13 protein-coding genes are annotated in these 23,240 nt (G+C 71.1%); 7 read left to right on the forward strand and 6 right to left on the reverse strand.

The genetic code is table 11. The annotated features are described in order from the left end of the window. The first annotated feature begins 65 nt into the window (after positions 1-65). Positions 66-1,583: a glycosyltransferase family 87 protein gene (locus tag ACIBO8_RS01055; protein WP_396113046.1), complete on the forward strand. Its 1,518-nt coding sequence runs from the start codon at positions 66-68 to the stop codon at positions 1,581-1,583. Positions 1,584-1,590: 7 nt separating this feature from the next. Here ACIBO8_RS01055 and ACIBO8_RS01060 read toward each other — a convergent pair whose 3' ends face one another. Together ACIBO8_RS01060 and ACIBO8_RS01065 are read right to left on the reverse strand one after the other, a co-directional pair. Further along, the gene (locus tag ACIBO8_RS01060; protein ID WP_396113047.1) at positions 1,591-3,762 is read right to left on the reverse strand and encodes a hypothetical protein; all 2,172 of its coding nucleotides are present in this window, start codon (positions 3,760-3,762) and stop codon (positions 1,591-1,593) included. A gap of 202 nt (positions 3,763-3,964) precedes the next feature. Continuing rightward, the gene (locus tag ACIBO8_RS01065) at positions 3,965-4,741 is read right to left on the reverse strand and encodes a deoxyribonuclease IV (RefSeq protein WP_396113048.1); all 777 of its coding nucleotides are present in this window, start codon (positions 4,739-4,741) and stop codon (positions 3,965-3,967) included. A gap of 125 nt (positions 4,742-4,866) precedes the next feature. On the opposite strand from ACIBO8_RS01065, the gene ACIBO8_RS01070 reads away from it, so the two are divergent. The 5 genes from ACIBO8_RS01070 (at position 4,867) to rplI (ending at position 7,780) form a co-directional block, all read left to right on the forward strand. Continuing rightward, positions 4,867-5,850 (forward strand): hypothetical protein, encoded by a 984-nt coding sequence (locus ACIBO8_RS01070; protein ID WP_396113049.1) that lies wholly within the window; start codon positions 4,867-4,869, stop codon positions 5,848-5,850. A gap of 290 nt (positions 5,851-6,140) precedes the next feature. Then, a complete protein-coding gene (rpsF, locus tag ACIBO8_RS01075) occupies positions 6,141-6,431 on the forward strand; it encodes a 30S ribosomal protein S6 (RefSeq protein ID WP_067509699.1) in 291 nt (96 codons plus the stop codon). Positions 6,432-6,497: 66 nt separating this feature from the next. Next, positions 6,498-7,037, forward strand: coding sequence for a single-stranded DNA-binding protein (locus ACIBO8_RS01080; RefSeq protein WP_396113050.1), 540 nt, complete (start codon positions 6,498-6,500; stop codon positions 7,035-7,037). Positions 7,038-7,076: 39 nt separating this feature from the next. Further along, positions 7,077-7,316 (forward strand): 30S ribosomal protein S18, encoded by a 240-nt coding sequence (gene rpsR, locus ACIBO8_RS01085; RefSeq protein WP_007073789.1) that lies wholly within the window; start codon positions 7,077-7,079, stop codon positions 7,314-7,316. Positions 7,317-7,330: 14 nt separating this feature from the next. After that, positions 7,331-7,780 (forward strand): 50S ribosomal protein L9, encoded by a 450-nt coding sequence (rplI, locus tag ACIBO8_RS01090; protein ID WP_396113051.1) that lies wholly within the window; start codon positions 7,331-7,333, stop codon positions 7,778-7,780. 993 nt (positions 7,781-8,773) lie between these two features. On the opposite strand, the gene ACIBO8_RS01095 is transcribed toward rplI, so the two are convergent. After that, a complete protein-coding gene (locus ACIBO8_RS01095) occupies positions 8,774-12,796 on the reverse strand; it encodes a hypothetical protein (protein ID WP_396113052.1) in 4,023 nt (1,340 codons plus the stop codon). Positions 12,797-13,300: 504 nt separating this feature from the next. Between ACIBO8_RS01095 and dnaB the strand changes: the two genes are divergently transcribed. Next, positions 13,301-14,737, forward strand: a complete 1,437-nt coding sequence (dnaB, locus tag ACIBO8_RS01100) for a replicative DNA helicase (RefSeq protein ID WP_396113053.1) — start codon at positions 13,301-13,303, stop codon at positions 14,735-14,737. A 15-nt stretch (positions 14,738-14,752) separates the two neighbouring features. Here dnaB and ACIBO8_RS01105 read toward each other — a convergent pair whose 3' ends face one another. From ACIBO8_RS01105 to ACIBO8_RS01115, 3 genes are read right to left on the reverse strand one after another with little or no spacing between them, the layout of a single operon-like run. Next, positions 14,753-22,414: a toxin glutamine deamidase domain-containing protein gene (locus ACIBO8_RS01105; protein WP_396113054.1), complete on the reverse strand. Its 7,662-nt coding sequence runs from the start codon at positions 22,412-22,414 to the stop codon at positions 14,753-14,755. Then, positions 22,411-22,740 (reverse strand): hypothetical protein, encoded by a 330-nt coding sequence (locus ACIBO8_RS01110; RefSeq protein WP_396113055.1) that lies wholly within the window; start codon positions 22,738-22,740, stop codon positions 22,411-22,413. The genes ACIBO8_RS01105 and ACIBO8_RS01110 overlap by 4 nt, the downstream gene beginning before the upstream one ends. Next, positions 22,733-23,158: a YbaB/EbfC family nucleoid-associated protein gene (locus ACIBO8_RS01115; RefSeq protein WP_396113056.1), complete on the reverse strand. Its 426-nt coding sequence runs from the start codon at positions 23,156-23,158 to the stop codon at positions 22,733-22,735. The genes ACIBO8_RS01110 and ACIBO8_RS01115 overlap by 8 nt, the downstream gene beginning before the upstream one ends. Between the last annotated feature and the right edge of the window lie 82 nt (positions 23,159-23,240).

Consider the following 23,240-nt stretch of genomic DNA (forward strand, 5'->3'; position numbering starts at 1 on the left):
GCACGCGGCCCGACCGGCCGGTGCTGAACGACCACGGAACGGTGGAATGCGGCATGATGCGGAGCATGAGCGCGCCTTCGCCGGACACCGACCGGACCGACCTGCCTGCCGAGTCCGACGGGTTCGTCCGCGGCCTGTCGCAGGCGATCGGCGGACCGGTCGGCGAGCACGCCGTCGCACCGGCGGCCCGGCGCAGCCGCTTCTGGACGGCGCAGCGCATCGTGCTCGCCCTGGTCTGCCTCACGCTCGCCTTCAGCTGGGTGCAGAAGTCACCCTGCCAGGACGGCGACTGGCAGAAGAACATCCAGTACACCCGGTTCTGCTACACCGACGTGCTGGCGCTGTACTACGCCGAGGGGCTGAACGAGGGCAAGGTCCCGTACCGCGACCACCCGGTGGAATACCCCGTGGTCACCGGCTACTTCATGGGCGCTCTCGGCCTGCCGGTGCACGCGCTCGGCGAGAAGTACCCGGAGATCAACCAGGGCAAGTGGTTCTACAACGCCAACGCGCTGGTCCTGTCGATCCTGGCGGTCGCGTCGGCGGCGGTCATCCTCGCGCTGCGCCGCCGCCGGCCCTGGGACGCCGCCATTTTCGCGCTCTCGCCGATTCTGCTGGTCACTGCCACGGTCAACTGGGACTTCCTCGCCATCGGCCTGGCCATGCTCGGCCTCTACGCCTGGGCCCGGCGCAACCCGGTGGTCGCCGGCCTCCTGCTCGGCCTCGGCGGCGCGGCCAAACTGTGGCCGCTGTTCATCCTCGGGCCGCTGTTCGTCCTCGCTCTACGCTCGAAACGCCTGATGGCCTTCCTGATCGCCCTCGCCGGCGCGCTATTCGCCTGGCTCGCGACCAACGTCCCCGTCGCTGTCCTCTACCGGGCGAGCTGGAACCGCTTCTTCGAGCTCAACGACACCCGCCCGATCGACTGGGGCACCCTCTGGTACATCGGCCGCTACCTCGACACCAAATGGAACAGCGGCACCCCCGGCGACCAGGGCCCGTTCCAATGGCTCAGCGACCACGTGCCCACGCTCAACATCCTCACGTACGCCCTGACGATCCTCGCCTGCGCCGCGATCGGCGTCCTGTGCCTGCTAGCGCCCCGCCGTCCGCGCCTGGCCCAGTTGGCGTTCCTGGTGGTGGCGGCCTTCCTGATCTTCAGCAAGGTGTGGTCCCAGCAGTACGTCCTCTGGCTCCTCCCCCTGGTCGTCCTCGCCCGCCCGCGCTGGGGCGCGATCATCGCCTGGACGGTCGCGGAGATCGGCTACTTCGCGGCCTTCTACGCGGAGCTGCTGGGCGCGGGCGGGAAGCCGGTCATCCCGGAGGGCACGTTCGTCCTGGCGGCAGGCCTGCGGCTGGTCACGGTGGCGGTGTTGTGCGGGCTGGTGGTCCGGGAGATCTGGCGGCCGGAGCTGGACGTGGTGCGGCGTACGTATGCGGACGACCCGGACGGCGGAGTCATGGACCACGCGGCTGACGCGAGCTGGGTGACGTCGCTGCGGCGCACGTTCCACCTGGAAACCAAGGACGCAGGAGACGGGCCGCCGCCGGTGCCGGTGGTGACGGCGGTCGGCGGAAGCTGACCCCTGGTCAGCTGAGGCGGAACAGCACCGAGTCGTTGTCGAGGTCCTCCCGGGTGATGCCCAGTGCGTCCACCGGGAGGTCCCCCGCGCGTTCCCACGGCGTACCGACGGCTTCGGACCTCAACAGGAGCACCGTGCCGACGCCGAGCGTGCGCAGATATTGGACGCTCGTCGCGTCCGGGAAGGCTGTCACCGCACGGCGCAGCTCCGACTGCCGGTGCGGCGCGAAACCGCCGCCGCCGTTGGCCAGTTCCTGGAAGCGGCTCGTCGACCAGAGCATCACCGTCTGGTCGCTCAACGCGGCGGTGGGCAGGACGAGCATCGGGCCGGTCACCGTACGCATCGCCGCCGGCTGGGCCGGAACCACCGGGTGCGCGGTGGCGTTCCAGGTCTCGCCGAGGATCAGTAGCAACGGTACGAACGTGGCCAGCCGCAGCCACGGTCCGGGCCCGGGCTGAGGCGGCGTCCGCGAGGCGGCAAGGTGCTCGGCGCGGCGGACGAACTCGGCCACCGCCCCGGCGGCGAGTATCGCCAGGAACAGCGTCACCCAGAGCATGAGCCGCCCCGGGATGCGGACGCCGAAGGAGGCGGGCAGGTGGCCGAACAGCGGCAGATACGTCCAGCGTCCGTCGAGGACCGTGGTGCCGAGCGTGAACACGGCGCTGACCAGTACGGCCACCAGCAGGATCAGGCGGTGCCACATGCGCCAGACCGAGAAGACGAGTCCGACGAGTGCCAGCGCGTACAGAACGAAGCCCGGCAGTAGCGTCATCTCCGCGGGCCACGTCAGCGACTGCCGCGCCACGGCGTGGGGAGCGCCCCAGATGCGCGACTCGGCCGGGCCGATGAGCAGGCTGCGTACCGGCGGCGAGAAGAACGCGATCTCCGTGCCCGCGGGCCCGGTGTCACCCACCCTCAGATAGGGCACCGCGACGAGCGCGCCCACCCCCGCGACGATCAACACCCCGAGCAGGTCGGTGACGAGCAGCCGCCAGCCCAGCACCACCGACCTCCGGCGCAACCGGCGCAGCAGCACGGCGCACCCGACGACCACGATGAGGGCGGCCAGCACGTATGCGAACGGCAAGCCGAGCGAGAACCCCAGGCTGAGCTGCCACGTGGCGACGACCCATCCGCCCGCGGCCCACCCGGCGTGGCGACGGCCGGGGCGGAACCCGTACCGAAGTGACCAGCCGTGCCCCCGCGCCAGCATCGCCAGTGCCAGCGGGATCCCCCCGGCCGAGATGATGTCGAGGTGCCCCTCCTGGGCGAGCCGCCACGGCGCGTACGCGAAAGCGACCGCCCCGACGATCGCACCGGTCCGCCCGGCGCCGAGCTGACGCACCAGCGCGTATCCCCCGACGGCCAGCAGAGCGTGGGCAAGCACGAAGAGGACGTTGTACCGCAGCACGGCGGCGAGCGGGCCGCCACCGATCATCCCGGCCGGCGCGTACCCCAGCAGACTGTTTCCGAAGGCGAAGCTGTAGCGCTCGGGGTAGAAGGCGTTGGCCTGCCAGAGGCGGGCGGGCTCGGTGATCAACACGTGGCCGGCCCAGGAGACCTGCCACGCCTGCCGGGCGGGATCCCAGATGTCCTGCGGAACGGTGTGCACCGGGTAGCGCAGGGCGGGCCAGGTCAGCGCGACGGCGAGCAGGAGGGAGCCGTAGATGACCAGGGCGTACTCGTGGATGAGGCCGCGGCCGGTCGCCCGGAGGATCCGGCGGGTGCGGCCGGGCTGGCGGTCGGTGGTTTGAGCGAAGGCGGTCCAGGGGTCGGGCGGTGCGCCGGGTGGGCGGGTGGAGGGCAGGGCGGCTTTCCGGCGCCGGAAGCGGCCGGTGGTGGGGGCGGCTGCTGCGCCGGCCTCGGCGTCAGCCCCGGCGGGCTTGGCGTCTGCCTCGTCCGGCTTGGCGTCCGTGCCGTCGGGCGCGGCACCGGCGGGGACGGCTTCGGCGCTGATCGTGGTGGTTGGGGGGTCGCCTGCGTCGGCCCTAGTGGCGGCGGGGGTGGCCGTGGTGGTCCTGGAGCTGCCGGGGTCGACCGTGGTGGCAGCGGTGGCGGTCGTGGCCTCGCTTGTGCCGGCCGGGGCCGGCTCGCGCCGTTCCTGCGCTGCGGCCGCGGACCCCGGTGCCGATGGATGCTCGACCGTCCCGGCGGAATGCGGAGGGACCGCCGGGCGCAAACTCGGCGGGGTGCCCGCCGCGCCGGCCGCCTTACCGCCGCGCCCTCGGCGCAGCCCGGCCCACCGCCGGACTCGGGACCGATCGATCTCCCCCGATCCAGCTCGGACACCGGCCGGCTGGGCACCGGCGGACCCGGTCGCACCCTCTGGGGCGCCGACCTGCGGTTGCTCGGTCGTCATCCCGCTCCCTCGTGCCGCCGGTTCAGCTGCCTGCCCGCTCCCGCAACAGAGCGATGTCCGCCGCCTGGCCCTCCACCCCGCCGGGGGTTTCGACGATCGCCGGCGCTCCCGCGGCACGGATGGCCGCGACGACCAGGTCTGGGTCGATCTTGCCATTGCCGAGGTTGTCGTGCCGGTCACGACCCGAGTCGAAGCTGTCTTTGGAGTCATTGGCGTGGATCAGGTCGATGCGGCCGGTGATCGCCTTGACTCTGTCCACGATGCCCAGTAGCTCCTCGCCGCCCGCGTGGGCGTGGCAGGTGTCGAGGCAGAATCCCGCGCCGAACTCGCCGATCGCGTCCCACAGGCGGGCGAGGTTGTCGAAGCGGCGGGCCATCGCGTTGTCGCCGCCGGCCGTGTTCTCGATCAGGATCGGGAGCGGGAGGCCGCCTTCTTTCTCCGCGTACGCAAAGGTCTTGCGCCAGTTGTCGAATCCGACGCCGATGTCGTCGCCGGCGTTGACGTGACCGCCGTGGACGATCAGCGCGCGGGCGCCGATGGCGGCCGCCGCGCGGGCGTGGGTGAGCAGGAGTTTCCGGCTGGGGATGCGGATGCGGTTGTTCAATGTGGCCACGTTGATCACGTACGGCGCGTGGACGTAGATGTCCACGTCGGACGCTCGCAACGCGTCGGCGTCGGGCCGTTCGGCCGGGGACTTCCAGCCCTGCGGATCGGCCAGGAAGAACTGGACGGCGTCGGCGCCGCGGGCGGCGGCTGCGTCGAGGGGATCGGCGGGATCGACATGGGCTCCGATGCGCATGGACCGAGCCTACGACGTGGGTACGACGCTCACCCGTTGTCGCGGGACGGACACCGTACGCGTCACCGGCCGGAACAAGATGTCGTTAATCGAGGGTATTGCACCGAGACCGGGGAGATGGTGGCATGTCACGGCAAGTCCGACACCGGGTGACGGCGATCGTGCTGGGCGGGTTCCTGCTGGGCGCGGCGATCGTCACGACGGGTACGGCGAACGCCGAGCAGCTCGACGAGACGGGCCGCCAGGTCGTCTTCGCGGGCGGGGGGATGCTGGGCCTGTCCTGCCGGTCGACGCCCTCGGTCGGGTCGATGACCGTTCCCGCGGAGAGCACCGTACGGGTCGTCAACCGTACCGGCCACGGCGCCAAGCTCCTGCTCAACGGCGACTCGAAGGGTTCCATCCCGGACGACGGCGCGACCGAGGTGGTCTTCCGGCGGGGGACGACCGCCGTCACGCTCGATCCCACCTGTGCGGTGACAGATCAGGCGACGCCCGTACTGGTCACGGCCACGCCGTCGGCCACCGGGACGCCCGGCAATCCGGTCCCCTCGCCCACCGGCGGGGCCGTCGGCGGAGGCAGCTCGGGATCGTCTCAGCCCGGTTCTCCGCCCACCACCGGCAGTGGCTCCTCGCAGCCGGGTTCGGGTTCGCCCTCGGCCACGGAGGTGCCACAGACGTCGGGTGCCGGCAATCCGGTCACCGCTCCGCCCTGGTCGCGCCCCACGGTCATCGTCGACCGGGCCGCGGCCGGAGGTGCCGGGTCGATGCCGCAGGGCGGTGCCGCTCCGCGGGTCAGGACCAAAGTCATGAGGGGTACGGCGGGAGCCGGCGTACCGGCGTTCTCCGGAATGCCGCCGGGTGACCAGAAGACGCTGCTTGACGGCGTACCCGCGGTGGATCTGACGACGACCGAGGCCGCACCCGCGCAGCAGGCCGGTGCATCGCCGGAGATGGCCGCGGCGGAGCCGGTCGCGGCGATGCGGCCGATGGAGGATTCGCGGCCGGTCAGCCTGCTCGCGATCGTGGCAGCGGTGTGTGCGCTCGGTGTTTCCGCTGGGGCAATTCGGGCAATCGTGTCGCAACGTGCATCTCGGGCAACTGTCGCGTAGACTGTCCCCCAGAAGCTCCGCGGGGCGGCCGTTCCAACCTCATCGGTGTGGTCGTTCCTCCCCAGGTCCCACCCAGCTGAATGCGGACCGGGCGCCCCGCGGCTCCACGAAAGAGAGCCCCGTCCACCGACGGGGCTCTCTTTTTGGTTGCCCAGCTCGCCGCGGGTATGCTGGCTCGGTTCGCAGCATCGCCGTGGGACAACCGCCCACGGTTTTCTTCTGCGGACAGACACAAGACCTCCTGCCACGGAGAGACCGTGGCCGTTCAGCCCACAGGAGGTGAGAACGTCTTGCGTCATTACGAACTCATGGTGATCCTCGACCCTTCGCTCGAGGAGCGCACCGTCGCCCCGTCGCTCGACCAGTACCTGAACGTGATCAGGACCGCGGGCGGCTCGGTAGAGAAGCTCGACGTGTGGGGCCGGCGCCGGCTCTCGTTCGAGATCAACAAGAAGTCCGAGGGCATCTACGCCGTCGTGGACCTGCAGGCGACGCCCGAGGCCGTGGCGGAGCTGGACCGTCAGCTGCGGCTCAACGAGTCCATCCTGCGTACCAAGGTCATCCGGCCGGAGACCCGCTGACCCTCGTTTTTGTCGTAGGGCTCTGAGAGCCTGTGCGCGAACGAGAGAAGCGGCGAGGAGAAGATCATGGCAGGAGAAACCACCATCACGGTCGTCGGCAACCTGACCGACGACCCTGAGCTGCGCTTCACCCCTTCGGGTGCGGCGGTCGCCAAGTTCCGCATCGCCTCGACGCCGCGGACCTTGGATCGGCAATCGGGCGAGTGGAAAGACGGCGAGCCACTCTTCCTCGCATGCAACATCTGGCGTGACGCCGCCGAGCACGTCGCCGAGTCGCTGCAGCGTGGCGCTCGGGTGATCGTGCAGGGTCGGCTGCGCCAGCGGTCCTACGAGACCCGCGAGGGCGAGAAGCGCACCGTCTACGAGCTCGAGGTCGACGAGATCGGCCCGTCCCTGCGCTACGCCACGGCGAAGGTGCAGAAGATGAACCGGTCCGGTGGCGGCGGCGGCGGCTTCGGCGGCGGCGGTGGTGGCAACCGGCAGTCCAGCGGCGGCGGTGGAGGCGGGAACTCCTCCTTCGACGACCCCTGGGCGACGGCGGCCCCGGCCTCCGGCAACCGCTCCGGCGGCGGCAGCTCCTCTTTCGACGACGAGCCTCCCTTCTAAGCCCTCATCCGGGCTTTCTTGAGTTCAGGAGTTAGAGCAATGGCCAAGGCTGCGGCACTGCGCAAGCCGAAGAAGAAGGTGAACCCGCTCGACAAGGACGGGATCACCTACATCGACTACAAGGACACCGCCCTGCTGCGGAAGTTCATCTCCGACCGCGGCAAGATCCGTGCCCGCCGCGTCACCGGTGTGACCTCCCAGCAGCAGCGGCAGATCGCCCGCGCGGTCAAGAACGCCCGCGAGATGGCGCTCCTGCCGTACACGGCGACGGCGCGCTGAGGGGAGGCACCAAGATGAAGATCATCCTCACCCAGGAGGTGTCGGGCCTCGGCACCCCCGGCGACATCGTCGAGGTCAAGAACGGCTACGGCCGTAACTACCTGCTCCCGCAGGGCTTCGCGATCCAGTGGACCAAGGGCGCCGAGAAGCAGGTCACGGTCATCAAGCGGGCCCGCGACGCCCGCGAGATCCGCGACCTGGGCCAGGCCACCGAGGTCAAGGGCCAGATCGAAGGCCTCAAGGTCACGCTGACGGCGCGCTCCGGCAACGGCGGCCGCCTGTTCGGCTCGATCACCCCGGCCGAGATCGTCGACGCGGTCAAGGCCGCCGGCGGCCCGTCGCTGGACCGTCGCCGCCTCGAGCTGCCGGGTCACATCAAGACCACGGGCTCGTACCCGGTCAAGGTCAAGCTGCACCCCGAGGTGACCGCGACGTTCCCGGTGAACGTCGTCGCCGCCAAGTAACAGCAGCTCTGAGAGAAGGCGCGTCACCCTCGCGGGTGGCGCGCTTTTTCCATGTACGGCGCCACCCGGAAAGCCTTCCGCACCGTGGCCGGATGCGTCAGGGGTAGCGCCGGCTCTGGTGTCGCTCGCCGCGGTCGGCTTCGCGCTTTGCTCCCCTCCACCGGCTCCGGGCAGAGTGCTGCTGTGCTGCTCGCCTCTGCCGGCTGTGGGTGATGTGTCGTTGGTTCAGGGTGGTGCTCGCGCCACGCTGGTTCCCCGTTGGGGGGCTCTCCCGGCCAGCAACCGCTGCCGGCCAGGGCTGGATGTCTGGGAAGCGGAGCTCGGCAGCGGGCGCCAGGTCCTCCGGGCGGGCTCATCCTGCGCCGGGGCGGGCTGCCGGGCCAAGCGTGTCCGCCGGGCCGTGCGGGTTCGGTTGGGCCGGGCTCGCTTGGGCCGGGCTCGCTTGGGCCGTGCGGGTTCGCTGGGCCGGCTCGCTTGGGCCGGGCGGGTTCGCTGGGGCCGGGCTCGCTTGGGCGCGGGCCGGTTCGCTTGGGCCTGGCGGGTTCGCTTGGGCCTGGCGGGTTTGCTGGGGCCGGGCCAGGACGGTTCGCCGGGCCGGGCGGGACGGTGCGGTGGATGCGCTGACGGAGCGGGCGCGACGGCTGGGTGAGCGGACCGCGGCGGACGAGCGTCGCCTGGCGGAGGTGCTCGCGGGAGCCGGGCCGGGCGGGTTTGCCGGCGCCGGGTCGCCGGCGGCGTTGGCGTGTGCTGGTGGCGGGTTCTGGGGCGGTCTTGCGTGTGCTGGTGGCGGGTTCTGAGGCGGTCTTGGCGTGTGCTGGTGGCAGGCTCCGTGTGGCCTCATCCGGCGCCGGTGGCGGGCTTCCCGGACTTTCCGGCTGGCGATCCCGGTCCGCCCAGGTCGGTGCTCGGGTCAACGACGGCCCTTCCCCGTGCTAGTCGGGCAGGCTCATCCGCTCACGGGCCGGCGCCGCGCAGTGGGCCGGAATTTGCTCGTCAGCTGAGGGATTGGCCGGTGATCGCCGAGGTCAGCACCGTGGCGAGGCCGCCGCCCATCACCGCCGCCGCGAGGCCGACGCTGGCCGCCTTCCAGGAACCGCTCGCCCGGCGCAGGCCGACCGCCACCAGCATGCTCAGCACCAGCGACAGGCCGAACTGCGGTGCAGCGCCCGCCAGCGTGCTCAGCGCGTGTGCCTGCTGGGCGCCGTTCAGCACCAGCATGTAGAGCACGAAGAGCACTACCGGCACGCCGTACCAGACGACGGTGTAGCCGACCGCCGCCAGCGGACCGCCGGTGTCCTCTTCCAGCTCCTCCTCCGGCTCCAGCAGATCGTTCTGCCGTGCCGTCGTGGACGTGAAGGTGCTTACCGGGCGGCGTTCGTACGCCCCCGCGGACGAGGCCATGACCGCGCCCTTCGGCGGCCACACGGTGTCCGGGGGGTCCTGCCAGCTGGTGCCCGTACGCTGAATGACCTCCGTGAGGCCCTCGGACGCGGAATTGGCGGCCGGAACCTTGACCGACGCCGACGCCCCGTTCTTCGACGGCGGCCGGAACGGGACGAAGTCGCTGGTGCCGAAGCGCCGGGACTCGCCGTCCGCGAGGTTGCTCTCCGCCTTGAGCTCACGGCGCCAGTCGCCGGTGCGGCCCCCGCGGTAGGCCGCGCCGCCGGCCGCCTGCTCGCGGTCGGCCTGCTGCCACGCGGGGATCTCCGGGGCGCCGCCTGTCGGGGGTGCCTCGCCGGCCTCGGCGCGCAGCTGGCTCCGCCAGGCTTCGGTGCGGGCCTCCGCCTGCGCCTCAGGCCGCCAGGCGCCGGGCTGGGCGGAGGTCGGCCGGGCTGCGCCGCCACCGGGCTGGGCGGATGTCGGCCGGGCTGCGCCGCCACCGGGCTGGGCGGAGGCCGGGCGGGCCGCGCCTCCACCGGGCTGCGACGAGACGGGCCGAGCGGTGCCGCCATATGGCGAGGAGACCGGCCGCGCGGTGCCTCCGGGCTGCGAGGACACGGGCCGGGCGGTGCCGCCGGGCTGCGATCGTGTCGTGCCGTCCGGCTGCGATCGGGCGGTGTCGTCGGGCTCCGGGGCGTCCGGCCGGGCAGAGCCGTAGGGGCGTGAGGAGACCGGGCGGCTGGCGGGCCCGGAGCGTGCGGCGTCCTCCCGACCAGGCCAGGGCGAGCTTTCTGCCGGGGCGGTGTTCCGGGCGGCCGGCGCTCCCGATGCCGGGCCGGCCTCGAGCTCGCGCGCCCGGCCGGTGATGGGCCGGGTCCGAGCGTCGTCGAGGTCGTCCGTCCAGCGGGCCGGCGGTTCGTCGCCGCGGCGGTACACCTCGGGGTCGAGCGGGGTCTCCGCCCGCGCCCCGATCTGCAGCGGTCCGTCCGGGGCGCGGCGTCTGCCGCCGGAGCCCGTGTCGCCCTGGGTGCTGCGCCAGGGGGCGGTCTCGTCATCGCCGCTCTCGATCGCGAGCGGGCCGCCGGGGACGTTGTCGTCGGGGCGTGCCCGGCGGCGGCGAGGGCGGGGTTCGTCGTCCCGGTCGTCCTCGTCGTCTTCGTCGTCGTCGACCTCGGCACGGTGCCACTGCCCGGTGTCGGCGTCACGGAGCCAGACGTCCGACTCGGGGTCGCGGTGCCAGCTGCCGGACTCCAGCTCGCGCTGCCAGCTGGTGTCGGGTTCGCGCCTGCGGGCGTACGCGGCGGCGCCGTCGCGGCGGGACATGCCCGCGCCGCGCTGGGCGTCGAGGCCGCGACGGGGTTCGCGTTGGGTTTCCGGGCCGCGCGGGCGGGCGGGGCGCCGGCCGCGGGTTGCTTCGGGGTCACGCTGCCAGGAGCCGGTGTCGGCGCGGCCCTGGCGTGCTCCGGATTCGGGGTCCTGGCGCCAGGAACCGGTGTCGTCCCGAGGGTCTTCGCGCTGCCAGGAGCCGGTGCCTTCGCCCCGGTCGGGGTCACGCTGCAGGGAGCCGGTGTTCTCGCGCCGGTCGTCGCGCGGGAATGAGCCGGTGCTGTCGCGCCGGTCGTCGCGCGCGAATGAGCCCGTGCTGTCGCGGCGGTCGTCACGTGTGAAAGAGCCGGTGCCGTCGCGGCGGTCGGGGTCGCGGGGGAATGAGCCGGTGGTTTCGCGGCGGTCGGGGTCGCGTTGCCAGGAGCCGGTGTCCGCGCGGTCGGCGCGGCTGCGCCGGCCGCCGTCGCGGGGGTTGCGGTCGGTGGCGGGGTCGCGCTGCCAGGAGCCGGTGTCCGTACGGCTCTGCCAGCCGTCCCCTTCGCGCGGTTGCAGCGGCAGGGGGATCACGCCGGTCTCGGCGGCGCTCTGGGCCCAGGGGTCGGACGGCGGTCCCGGCTCGGGATTGCGCCAGTCGTCGGCGGGCCCGTCGGTGCGCCAGCCGTCCGAGCGGGCGCCGCGGGCTTCGTCTGCCGTGCGCCAGCCGTCCGAGCGGGTCCCGCGGTCGTCCATCGGTTCGGCGCTGCGCCAGGGCTCCGGGGTACGCCGGCCGTCGGTGGCCGGGGCGCTGCTCTGCCAGCTGTTCGTGGTCGAGCTGGTCCGCCAGGTGTCCGTGGCCGGTGGGGGCGCGTCGCGGCGCCAGGTCGGGGTGTCGGTCGCCGGGTCCTGGAACGCCGGGATGCTGCCCGTGTCGGTGTGCCCCGCCCAGTTGTCGGCGTCCGAGCGGACCGTCCAGCCCGTACCTCCGCTCGTACGGGATCCGGGGTCCGATGCCCGGCGCCGACCCGCGGAGCGCGACCCGTCGTCGAGACCGGCCTGGCCGGCGGCCGACTCGCGGCGCCATTGCGCGCGGTCGTCCTCGCGGACGAGGTGACGGCCGTCGTCGAAGCGGCCGGGCTGCGGATTTTGCCAGCTGGGCGAGCTTTCCGGGGCGCCGGAACCGATCTCCCGGGCTCCGGAGCGGGTCGAGTCGGTGAACTGCTGCCAGCTCGGGCGGCTGTCCCACGACGGGCGCGACCGGGGTGCGTCGGCCGGCTGCGGCCATGAAGCCGCGGGGGTCTCCCACGGCGGCGTCGGCGGGGCGGTCGGCGGCGCGGTGAACTGCTGCCAGCTCGGCCGCTCCTCGACGCGGTGCCAGCTCGGGGCCGCGTCGGCGGGGCGTTGCGCGTCGGGCGGGCGTTCCCATTCCGCCTGGCGGCGGCCCTCGGCAGGCAACGGCCCGTCAGCCGCGCGTTGCCAGGACGGCGCGGCGTCGGCCGGATACTGCTGCCAGGCGGCGGCGTCGGCGGGGCCCTGTTGCCGCGAGGCGGCGTCGGCAGGGGGCTGCTGCCACGAGGGGGCGGCGTCGGCCGGGCGTTGCTGCCACGAGGGGGCGGCGTCGGCCGGGCGTTGCTGCCACGAGGGGGCGGCGTCGGCCGGGCGTTGCTGCCACGACGGGGTCGCGTCCGCCGGGCGTTGCTGCCAGGAGGGTGTGTCGGTGGAGGGCGGCTGCTGCCAGGACGGTGTTTCGGTCCCGGGCTGCTGCCAAGCCGGGGTCGCCGGTGTGGAGGACTGGTCGATCGTCTCCGGGGTTGGCCAGGCGGTGCCCGAGATGGCCGGCAGACGGGTCGGTGGCTCGGTCGCCGGGGGCGTGAAGCCTTCGGCGTCGCCCGCCTGCCACGCCTCGGTCGTGGTGCGCCAGCCGTGCCGCCCCGAGGCGGAGCGCCATTCGGTGGTCTGGCGCCAGTGCGCGCTGTCGCTGGTGGCGCGCCACTCCGCGGTGGACGTACGCCATCCGACGCCGTCCGCGGGAATCGGCGGCCTGCCGGTCGCCGCGACGTCGGACCAGCGGCTCACCGCGCCGGAATTGGATCTTTCGACCGCTTGATCCTCGTTCTTCGCCCAGGCCTCGGCGCGCAACGACCACGCGACAGCCTCGGGAATGGGCTGCATGCTGCCGGTGTCGGTGACGGATCCGCTGCCCCAGACGGGGGCTCCGGGCTCGATCACCTGGGACGAATCGGGACTTTCCGGGCTCTTCGTGGGTGGCCAAGGGTCCGCGCCGCTCCTTTCCCGCGGCAGGCGGGCGCCGTAGTCCCACTCCCGTTGGTCCACCTGAAAAGCGTGCCGTGCGTTCGGCCGATCTGCAACGCCCCAGGGCGATGGCTTCGTCACGAGCAGCACCTTTTTGTTCTCTCCACACCGTGGGGACGGTGAAATCGCAGCTCAAAGCGGCGCAACGGGACGTCTCCCCCAGCGTTATACACAGGCTGTGCACAAGGCGGCGCACAGGACGAAGGCCGTTGTCCACAGGTTGTCCCGAGACTCGTCCACCGGCCTGCTTGGGCCGATGACGTGCTGGTTCGTATGGTTACCCGCGCCGGATCACGCCCTCGGGCCGATCCGGCCCGGTGGTTCCGGCATTTCGGGGCTTCGCGGTCAGGGTCACCCGCCCGTGGACGCGCTCACCCGAAAGTGTCGTACCCAGGTTGTTTGATCGACTCGGGGTTCGGCAGGCGGTCTCCAGGGGTCGGCGGAATGACGGCCGGCGCGGCGGTGCGAGACGTCGGTCCGGCCGGGCCGGGACAGGGCAACGCAGGCGAGAAGGGGGAGGTCGGAGTGTCGATCACCGATGACGCACGGCCGGAGTCCCGGCCGCAGTCTCCGGGCGGACGCCCGGGCGGCGGACGACCTTCCGGCGGTGGCCCTCCTCCGGCCGACGGCGGTTTCGACAAGACGCCGCCCCAGGACATCGCCGCCGAGCAGAGCGTGCTCGGCGGCATGCTGCTGTCCAAGGACGCCATCGCCGACGTGGTGGAGATCCTCAAGACCCAGGACTTCTACCGCCCGGTGCACGCCACGATCTTCGACATCATCCTTGACCTGTACGGCCGGGGCGAACCCGCCGACGGAGTCACGGTGGCGGCGGCGCTGGCCGACTCCGGCGACCTGCAGCGCATCGGCGGCGTGCCGTACCTGCACACCCTGATCGAGAGCGTCCCCACCGCGGCCAACGCCTCGTACTACGCGCGCATCGTCTCCGAGCGAGCCGTCCTGCGCCGCCTCGTCGAGGCCGGCACCAAGATCGTGCAGCTGGGGTACGGCACCGGCGGCAACGGCGGCCGCGACGTCGACGACATCGTCGACCTGGCCCAGCAGGCGATCTACGACGTCACCGAGAAGCGGGTCAGCGAGGACTTCGCCGCGCTGGGCGACATGCTCCAGCCGACCCTGGACGAGATCGAGGCGGTCGGCGCCCAGGGCGGCGTGATGACCGGCGTACCCACGGGGTTCTCCGACCTCGATCGGCTCCTCAACGGCCTGCACCCCGGCCAGCTGATCATCGTGGCGGGCCGCCCCGGTCTAGGCAAGTCGACCGTGAGCATGGACTTCGCCCGCAACGCGGCTATCCGCAGCAACTGCGCCAGTGCCATCTTCTCTCTCGAAATGAGCAAGATCGAGATGGTCATGCGCCTGCTCTCGGCGGAGGCCCGCGTGCCGCTGCACACCCTGCGCTCGGGCCAGCTCTCCGACGACGACTGGACCAAACTCGCCCGCCGCATGGGCGAGATCAGCGAGGCACCGATCTTCGTCGACGACACCCCGAGCATGAACCTGATGGAGATCCGCGCCAAGGCCCGCCGCCTCAAACAGCGCCACGACCTGAAGCTCCTGGTGATCGACTACCTCCAGCTGATGACGTCCCCGAAACGAACGGAAAGCCGCCAGCAGGAAGTCGCCGACCTGTCCCGAGGCCTCAAGCTGCTGGCCAAGGAGATCGAATGCCCGGTGATCGCGGTCAGTCAGCTGAACCGAGGCCCGGAACAACGTACGGACAAGCGCCCGCAGCTCTCCGACCTCCGAGAATCCGGCTCGATCGAGCAGGACGCGGACGTGGTCCTGCTCCTGCACCGCGACGACTACTACGACAAGGAATCACCGAGAGCAGGCGAGGCGGACTTCATCGTGGCGAAGCACCGAAACGGCCCGACGGACACGGTGACGGTGGCGGCGCAGCTGCATCTGTCGCGCTTCGTCGACATGGCCATCGTCTAGCCGCGTCTCCGCTGCCTATGCGCTGACATTGATCGCGCCGGTGTCACCACGCCAGACCACGGAACCCCCGTCGCCGGTGAAGAGGATCATGCGCTGCTCCGGTTCGGGTTCACGCTCCTGTTCTCGCCAGAGCGCGAGAAGCTGCCGGATGCCTTGTACCGCGCCGTCGATGGTGAGGCCGGCCGCTTGTCCGTCGACGACGACCACGGCGATCCGAGGGTCGCGCTCGAACGGCTGCCGCAGCTTCTCCTGTACGCGGAGCGGAAAGTCCCGATCGGCGGGCTCGTTCGGATCGAGCCATTGCAAGTCAGCGTACGAGCCGGGGTCGGTCTCATCGGACCGAAGGATGACGTCGGGATTGCCCGGTTCGAGAGCCCGTACGTCGTAGGAGGCGGCTAGGCGTTCAGCTTGTTGTTGCTTGTGGGCGTACTCGAAATTGTCGGGATAGTGGGCACCCAGCTGGAAAGCGGGGCCGAGCGGACCCGGGGTTCGACCAGGCGCGATATCGGCGTTCTCTACTCGCGGGGTGGGCCGAATTCCCAGCCCATCCGCTCGCCCTCCTCGCACATCTTGAGGAGCGTCTCCTCGCTCGGCAGCTCCGTCTCCAGCACGTCCCGAGCGATCTGCTCCGCCGTCTGCCGATCGACTGTCTGAGTCCTGCCTTGGTACTTGTCGTCGTACAGCAGTGGCACCGCCAGGCCCGGAGCGTAAATCCATGCCTTCCTCGGGACGCTCCACATCACGGCCTGGAACGGGCTCTCCGGGAGGATCTGATAGGCGATCAGGCTCGTGATCGCTCCTGACATGTCCGACTTCAGGACCGTCTGGTAGTCGAACGGCTTGTCGGTCATCTTCGCCATCCGATCTCGTCGTGCCGAGCACTTCCGCCCGGGTGAGTCCGTAGTCAGCCAATTCTTGGTCGAGTGATCGGCCCAACCGATCCAGATGGCGAGCGTACTCACGCCACATCGCCGGCTCCTGCGCCATCGAAGCTTGGATCGTCGTGTCGACGGTCCTCGTGATCGGCAGTCGTTTAATACCTTCAGGTTGGTGTTCCGCCATCCCGGCGTCACGGTTGTCTCGCACCATCTTCAGCAGCGCCCGGGCGCGAGGGACGGCCGGAGCTCGTTTCAGCCGCAAGATCTCGTAGGACCTATGAGTCGAAGTCGAGGCCGTGCGAGACCGCGCAGTCGGGAACTGTAGCTCGAAGGTGAAGCCGCTGAGATCCGTCATAGTCACGTTGAGGCCGTTGTGGCGGCCTCCTGGACCCCAGAAGTTCACCATCTTCCCGGCGGTGATGCCGACTTTCCGAAGCTCAGCGAGTGAAGCCTCCACCGAGTCGACGTAGTCCTCCTCGGACACCTGGATCGAGAATCGGACGCGATCCTTGGTGTTCGCGAGAAATGCATGCACGTCCATGTCCTCGAGCTCAGACTCGATGGCGAACGCGCGCGCGAGCGAATGCTCCGTCTTAACCCGATGTTCCTCGCCGACGATCTCGGGCGGGTGAGACAGCGGTACCGAACGAAGGGCGTCGACGGCTTCGTGCAGACGGGTGGATATCTGGGCAGCCTGTGAGGCCGCGTCTGAGACAGAGGCAACGATGGCTGCCCTGTCGGCATCCCGTAGAGAGGCGAGTAGTCGGCGCTCTTCTGCTCCAGGATCGAAGTCCTCAGTGGGCCGAGGTGCTACTCCCGGGGCGGACCGTAGCTCCAGCCCATCCTCGCCCCCTCCTCGCACATCTCTTTCAGCGCCTGCGGCGTCGGCAGTTCCGTCTGTAGCTGTTCCCGTGCCAGGCGTTCCGCTGTCGGTCGGTCGACTGTCACGGACTCGTTCGCGGATGAATCGTCGAACAGCGGTCTCGCCGCCAGCGCGGGGGCGTAGATCCATTGCTTGCGGGCTGCGTGCCACATCACTGCTTGGAGTGGGGTTGTCACCTCCGCCTGGTAAGCGATCAGGCTCGTCACCTCGTTCGATCCCGGAGTCCTCAGGAACGCTCGGTAGGTGAAGGTCGGTTCGCTCATTCGGCGGATCCAGCCTTTCTATTCCGGGTACGTCGTCCGGCTCAAGGGTCCAGTGTTCGAGGGCCTGGCGGAGCGACATGCCTTCGGAGGCCAATGTCGTACGGTATGCGATCCACGCGTCCCTACCGCTGTTGCTGGTCGCCCAGACGGTCAGCGACGTGTCGACGGTCGAGTCGGCCATGTCCACGTCGGCCGGTTGGTGAGCGGGCATGTCGTGCATCTTGTTGATGGCCAGGATGCCGAGGAATGCCTCGACCCGCTCGAGCCCGGTGACGTCGTCGGACGTCAGGCGCACGATCTCGTACAGCTGGTGGGTCAGCTTGCCGACTTCGCGAGATTTGCCGGTGGGGAACTGCAGTTCCATGCGGAAGCCGGACGGATTCCTCATCGTGACGTTGAGGCCGTTGTGGCGGCCTCTGCCGTCTCCCCAGAAGCTCGCCACCTCCAGAATCTCGTAGCCGTTCGACCGCAGGTGGCCGAGCGCTCCGCGGAGAGCCTCGGCGTAACCGTCCTCGGGCAGTGCCACGGAGAAGCGCACTCGGTCGTTGCTCGACTCCAGGAATTCCTCGATGCTCGTGCCGTAGAGGGCTTCCCGCTCGGCGAACTTCCGAGCCAGCGAGGCCAGGGACTTGACTCGGTACTCGTCGTCCACCACTTCGGCGCCCAGCGTCTCGGCGAGAGCCTGCATTCGGGGCAGTTCGGTCGTCGCCACTAGGTCGGCCGCTGTGATCGCCTTCCCCAACGTCGCTTGTTGAGAAGTCGTCAAGGTCGTGAGGACATTGTCTTCGGCGGATCCGGGCTCCGCCGGTTCGCTGGCGGTTCCGGTTGGCTGGAGGCTCGATCGGCTCCATAGGCCGGCTTTGTGGTACGGCAGCGGCGCAGGCCGTCCCGTGTTGTCCACGACCAGTGCATCCATCGAGACGATGTTGTCCGGGGCGGCAATCCCCCGGTGCGCGTACAACGGCGCACTTTCCGCGACGCGGGCTGTCTGCGGGTCCAGGAACAGCACCGTGCCGTTTTGGTTGACCGCCGTCCAGGCGTGCGCCGTGCCTTGTTCCGACTCCGTCACTATGAAGGCGAATGCTCCGTGGCCGGCGTTGTACAGATGGTTGTGCAGGTTGGTCGTCGCCTTGTCGACCGCGGATTTCGCCTGGTCCGGAGGGAGTGAGCCGACGTACGGGCAGAGCCCTTGGAATTCACCCCCGACCGTTTGTTCGATGCGGGAAAGGCCGGCCTCCTCCGCGCCGATGGGGCGGGTCGGGTCTCCTTCTGCGTACGCGTCGAAGGTTCTCGGGGCCGCGACCCGCGGGCGTCCGTGGATGTAGGTGTCGAACAGGGACAGGACGCCGTCCACGCAGTTGATCGCGCGGGTGGGGTCGGCTGCCGGGCCGCCGTCGTTGGCCAGCGCGAACCAGTCGCCCTCTCGGGGGTCGGCCAGGCGGTGCACCCGGCCGTCCGCCTGTCGCGGCATGGCTCGCTCCAGATCCTTCTGGTGTACGGCCAGAGGCGGGCGGAGGCCACCGCGTTTCCCGTACGGGCGGGTGCGGTCGATCGGAGGCGGGTCGTCGTCACCGGTGAGCACCGAGTCGTCGCCCGTCTCGACGCCGGCGTGGGTCAGGGTGCCGATGTCGTCGTTGAGGCGGGTCCAGTCCGGTGGGCCGACGCCGGTGCGGGGCGGTGCCGTTGCTCCCGCGCGTACCGAATCCGCTTGGTTTTCCAGCTCTTCCACGTCCTGCGCGATGAGGCGGGCGTCGGTGCGGAGCTGGTCGGCTCGCACGGTGGAACCCGCACGGTCCGCGGCGTCGGCTTGCTGGTGCAGGTCATGGATCTTGGCGCGGTGGGTTTCGGCGAGGCGGATCAGGTAGCCGGCGTGCTCGTCGCGGCGGTTCTGTTCGTGGGCGGCGCGGATGTGCGCGAGGAAGTCGCGGTGATTGCGACGTTCGGCGTCGTCGTCGGAGGGCTCGGGAACCGGCATGTCGCGATCGAGGCCGCGTCCGGTCAACGACGTCGCGTCGTAGTCAAGGACGGGATCGGTCGCGTGGGGGGTTCCGTCCTGGTCGGGGACAGCATCGGCCGGCGCGAACGAGGTCGAACCACGGTCGGTGGGAGCGTCGGCCGGCGGGGACGAGGTCGAACCACGGTCGGCCGGCGAGGTCGAGGTGGAAGTCGAAGTCGAAGTCGTAGGGGTGTCGTCGAGCGGCAGACGTGGTGCAAACGGATCGAACGCCTCAGCGATTCGGTCCCGTGGCGTGGGAGGCTCGAGCGCTTCGGCGATGTGGTCGATCGGGCGCCGAGGTGCCGGCACCCGGGGCTGCGGCGGGGTCGGCGTTGGCGGCGCAGGCCCTCGTTCCGGCTCCTGCGGTGATGGCGGCGGCGGAGGCGGCGGAGGCTCCGGACCCGCGTACGCCGACGAGTAGTAGACCGGCGCCGGCCGCGGCTCGGGCGGCAGTGTGATCTGCTGCGGGCGCCACAGGCCGTCCGGATGGTCGGGGAAGGGCATCGGGTTGCCGCGGCCGTTCACCACCAGCGCGTCGATCGCGATCACGTTGCCGGGGTGGGCGGTGCCGTGGTGGCCGTACAGGGGCGTGCCCGGCGGGGCGACCAGGCCGGACTGCGGATCGACGAAGAGGATCTCCCCGTTCTGGTTGACCGCCGCCCAGGCGTGGGCCGCGCCGCCTTCCCAGGCGTTGATCAGGAAGGCAAAGGAGCCGTGCCCACCCGCGCGCAGGTGCGCCGACACCGTGTCGAGCGCCCGGTCCACCTGCCCACGCGCGGCGACCGGGTCGTCCGGGGCCACCAGCGGGCACAGGGACTGCAGGCGGCCGCCCGTGGCGTGCTCGATGCGTTCCGAGCCGAGCTCTTCGCCGTACTGGGGTCGCTGCGGATCCCCGTCCCGGTAGGCGTCGAACGTCCGCGGGGCCGAAACCCGCGGCCGGCCATGCACGTACGTGTCGAAAAAGGACAGCACGCAGTCCTGGCAGTTGATCGCGCGGGTCGGGTCGGCCGCCGGGCCGCCGTCGTTCACCAGCCGGAAGTACGGCGTACGCGGATCCGCACCCCGCACCGGATTCCCGGCGGCGTCCCGCGGCACGGCGTTCTCGAGGTCGAGCTGATGCCGGGCGAGCGGCGTCCGCAGCCCCGCCGGATGACCGTAGCGCCGCGTCCGGTCGACGGGCGGCGGATGATCGCTGCCGGTGAGCATGGACCGGTCACCCAGCGCAACACCGCCCGGCGCGAGCTGCCCACTGTCCCGGTTGGCCCGGTGCCAGTCCTGCGGCTCCACCGCCGTTACCGGGGCGCCGTTCCCCGCCTTGGCAGGGTCCCGCAGGTCGCTGAGCTGCGCCTCGGCTCGGTCGGCAACCCGGGTCGCGGCGGCCACGTCGGCCTCGAAGAACTGGCCCAGCCCGGGATCGAGCCTCACATACCTCGCGACCCGGGCAGAACGCCGCGCGAGCCGGGCCCGCCGCCGAGCGCTCTCGGCCTTCTGCGTCAGCGCATCGATCGTGTCCTGCCGCCGGAACTCCGCATAAGCGGCCCGCTGCCGCCACGCGAACTCGAAATACCGCTCAGCCTCGGCCGAAACCGCAGGAGCCACCCCGGGATCGGCCGGCCCGGGTACGAAGGTCGCGGCGACAAAATCAGAATCCCCGGATACGCCCGCAGCCCCGTCCCGATCCCCCGGCCGCTCCACCCCGTCCGCGCCCACCGACCCCGCGGACCCGACCGGCCGAACAGGCACACTGCCCACCGCCCCGCCGAAGTCCCGCCCGGCGCCAGACGAGGCAACGTCCCTTCCGGCCCCCGAAGGCGAGGCAACGCCGACATCGCGCCCGGCCGGCGCGGGTGAGGCGGTGGGAGCGTCGCGTCCGGCTCCGGACGGCGCAGGAATCGCAACGCCCCGGCCGGCACTCCCGGGCGATGCGGCAACGTTCCGATCGGCTGCGGAAACCCCAACGTCACGCCCGGCATCGGCGGCGACACCGCGCCCCGGTGTCCCAACCCCAACGTCCCGGCCAGCAGGTGGTGACGAGGCAACCGCACCGTCCCGCCCGGAGGCCGCCGTGTCCCCGGAGGTAACCGGCGAAGCGCCGCCTTCGTCCCGGAAACTGAACGATGGCCCCGGATCAGGCGACAGAACACCGTCCCGTGCGAGCACCGGCGACCCGGCCGATATGGAATCCCGCGTCGCCGTGGGCGGAGCCTCCCATGGCGAACGGGTCGGCGAAGAAGACTCCGCATCGACCTGTGGCGCAGCTTCCGCATGCACGGACGGCGAGCTGGTCGACGAGGTAGGTGACGAAGCCCCCGCTGAATCGCTCGAGCCCGGCGGAGCTTCGGCGTGTGCGGCCGCGGAAGGCTCCGTCGGCGAGAAGGCCTCCGGAGAGGACACCGGAGACGAGAAAGAACCCGGGGACGCAAGCGAAGAGGAGACAAGCGAAAGGGAGTCAAGTGAAGGCGGCGCAAGTGAAGGCGAGGCCAGCGAAGCGGAGACGGGGGAAGGCGCTGGGGAGGGAGACGGTGAAGAGGAAGCCGGCGGGGAGGCGGGCGACGAGAGATCGGATGGGGCTCCGGGAGGGACGACCGCGGACGTTGGTGTGACCGGACCGAAGGGCTGAGCCAAGTCGAGCGGATGCGCCGGAAGGTCCGGAACATCCAAATCAGAGGCCTTCGACAACAACGACTCCGTGACCCCGGACGACGTCGCATCGAGCGCCGCCCCCGAAGCCCCCGAACTGGCCGACTTCGCGACCCCTTCCAGATCCGGCAGCTCACCGCCGGCCGCCGCCCCGCCGAACTCCCCCAGCACCTCGGCGCCCATTCCCCGGACCACCCCGGAGTGCGTACCCCGCCCGACACCGGCCCCGGCCGCCGCGAAACCACCGGCGAAGCCGCCCGCCGCCGACGACCCCAGGTCCGCGAGGTCCATGCCGTCCGCGCGTCCCGACGAATTCTGGTAGAGCTGGATGCCGGCGTTGGTGGCGGCCTCTTCGCGCAGCTCGTCGAGGCCTTCCTCGACCGCCTCCCGGCCCAGGTGCTTCAGCCCTTCCCGGGTCGTGAGCTGCTTCGCGGCGCGCTCGCCCGCCTCCTTCAGGGTCTTCTTGATCGCCTTGCGGCCGAGCTGCTCCGCGAGGCGTTTGAAGATCTGCTGGATCGCGTACCTGGTTGCCGCGATCAGGCCGCCTGTCGCCGGGGACGCCGCGCCGAGGGTGAGGGCTGTCGCGACCGCCATGCCGATCAGTTCGATGAGGAACAGGCCGATCTCGGTCCAGGCCTCGAGCTTTGCTCCTTCGATGTCCCGGCCGCATTCCTCGACCAGTTTGCCGAGTTCGTCGGCGATCTCGAGGAGGGCGGTCAGCGGGGCGCGGTCCTCGATCGCGACCCGGTCCCAGGCGCCGATGAAGGCCTGGGCGGTCACGCCTGCGCCGCCGTAGCCGGCGATCACCCCGCTCGCCGCGTCGAAGGCCTCGTCGCGGGGGATCGTGAGGCGGCCGGCGATCGCGTACCAGCGGTCGGCGACTTCCCAGGTGGCCTTCTCGTTCCCTTCCGGCCAGTCGAAGCCCACCACCCACTCGAGGGCCTCGTACGCCCAGCCCGGCACGTCGAACGGGCAGTAGTCCAGCGGGTGCGGGATCGGGCTGGGGAGGACCGTCACGACCGTTTCCTGTACGTGTGCTCCACGCGTACCGATGCGGTGTGGTCGGTCTGCACGGCTTCGCGGACGGCCTGGACCACCGCGTCGCCGAGGCCTTCCACGTAGCCGCCGAGCTTCTCCCAGGCTTGGAGCACCTGGTGCTCGATGGGGCGGTAGTTGCGCTCGAAGGCCTGACCGATGTCGTCGTTGCCCCAGGGGCGGGCGCCGCTCAGCGCTGCCGCCTCCGCTCCGGCGGTGTCGCGTAGTTCGCCGAGGTGCCGGCCGGCGGCGGCGAGGTCGCGTCCGGCCGCCGCGGCCCGGTCGGACTCGAGCCACAGCTCACCCACGGCCGGGGTCCGTCTCGTGCATGATCTCGTCCTGTCGGTGGAGCAGCGAGCCCAGGTCCTCGTCGCGGAGGTAGCGCATCGGGCCGGAGTCGGCCGGCAGGTAGTCCGCCATGAGCCGCTGCACCTCCGCGTCGGCCTGGGCCGCGGCGCGGGCGGTGGTCGCCACGATGGTGCGGCTCAGCTCGGCGGCGTTCATGTCGCGGTAGATCCGGCGGTCCAGGCGCAGGTCGAGGAGCCGGCCCCGGGCGCCGACGGTGGCCCGGACCAGGCCGTCCTCGGAGTCGGCACTGACCCGCAGCTCGGCGAGGCGGCGCTGGATGCCGTCCAGATCGGACCGTAGGCGCTGGTAGCGGCCGTAGACGTCGTCGAAGCGCGCCCGCAGGGCGTGGTTGGCGTCGCGATCCGCCGTCTCCGCCACGGTTTCCCCCTCTCCGCTTCCATCGACGGGGATTGACCCTACCGGGCGACGCGACGCGGTGTGGTCCGGTAACTTCAGCCCG

Source organism: Actinoplanes sp. NPDC049681 (genome assembly GCF_044465265.1).
Lineage (GTDB): Bacteria > Actinomycetota > Actinomycetes > Mycobacteriales > Micromonosporaceae > Actinoplanes.

Bases quoted from the DNA above. Each gene is read 5' to 3' on its own strand.
- ACIBO8_RS01055 (WP_396113046.1), top strand. From the start codon at position 66: ATGAGCGCGCCTTCGCCGGACACCGACCGGACCGACCTGCCTGCCGAG.
- ACIBO8_RS01065 (WP_396113048.1), bottom strand. From the start codon at position 4,741: ATGCGCATCGGAGCCCATGTCGATCCCGCCGATCCCCTCGACGCAGCC.
- ACIBO8_RS01070 (WP_396113049.1), top strand. From the start codon at position 4,867: ATGTCACGGCAAGTCCGACACCGGGTGACGGCGATCGTGCTGGGCGGG.
- ACIBO8_RS01080 (WP_396113050.1), top strand. From the start codon at position 6,498: ATGGCAGGAGAAACCACCATCACGGTCGTCGGCAACCTGACCGACGAC.
- rpsR (WP_007073789.1), top strand. From the start codon at position 7,077: ATGGCCAAGGCTGCGGCACTGCGCAAGCCGAAGAAGAAGGTGAACCCG.
- rplI (WP_396113051.1), top strand. From the start codon at position 7,331: ATGAAGATCATCCTCACCCAGGAGGTGTCGGGCCTCGGCACCCCCGGC.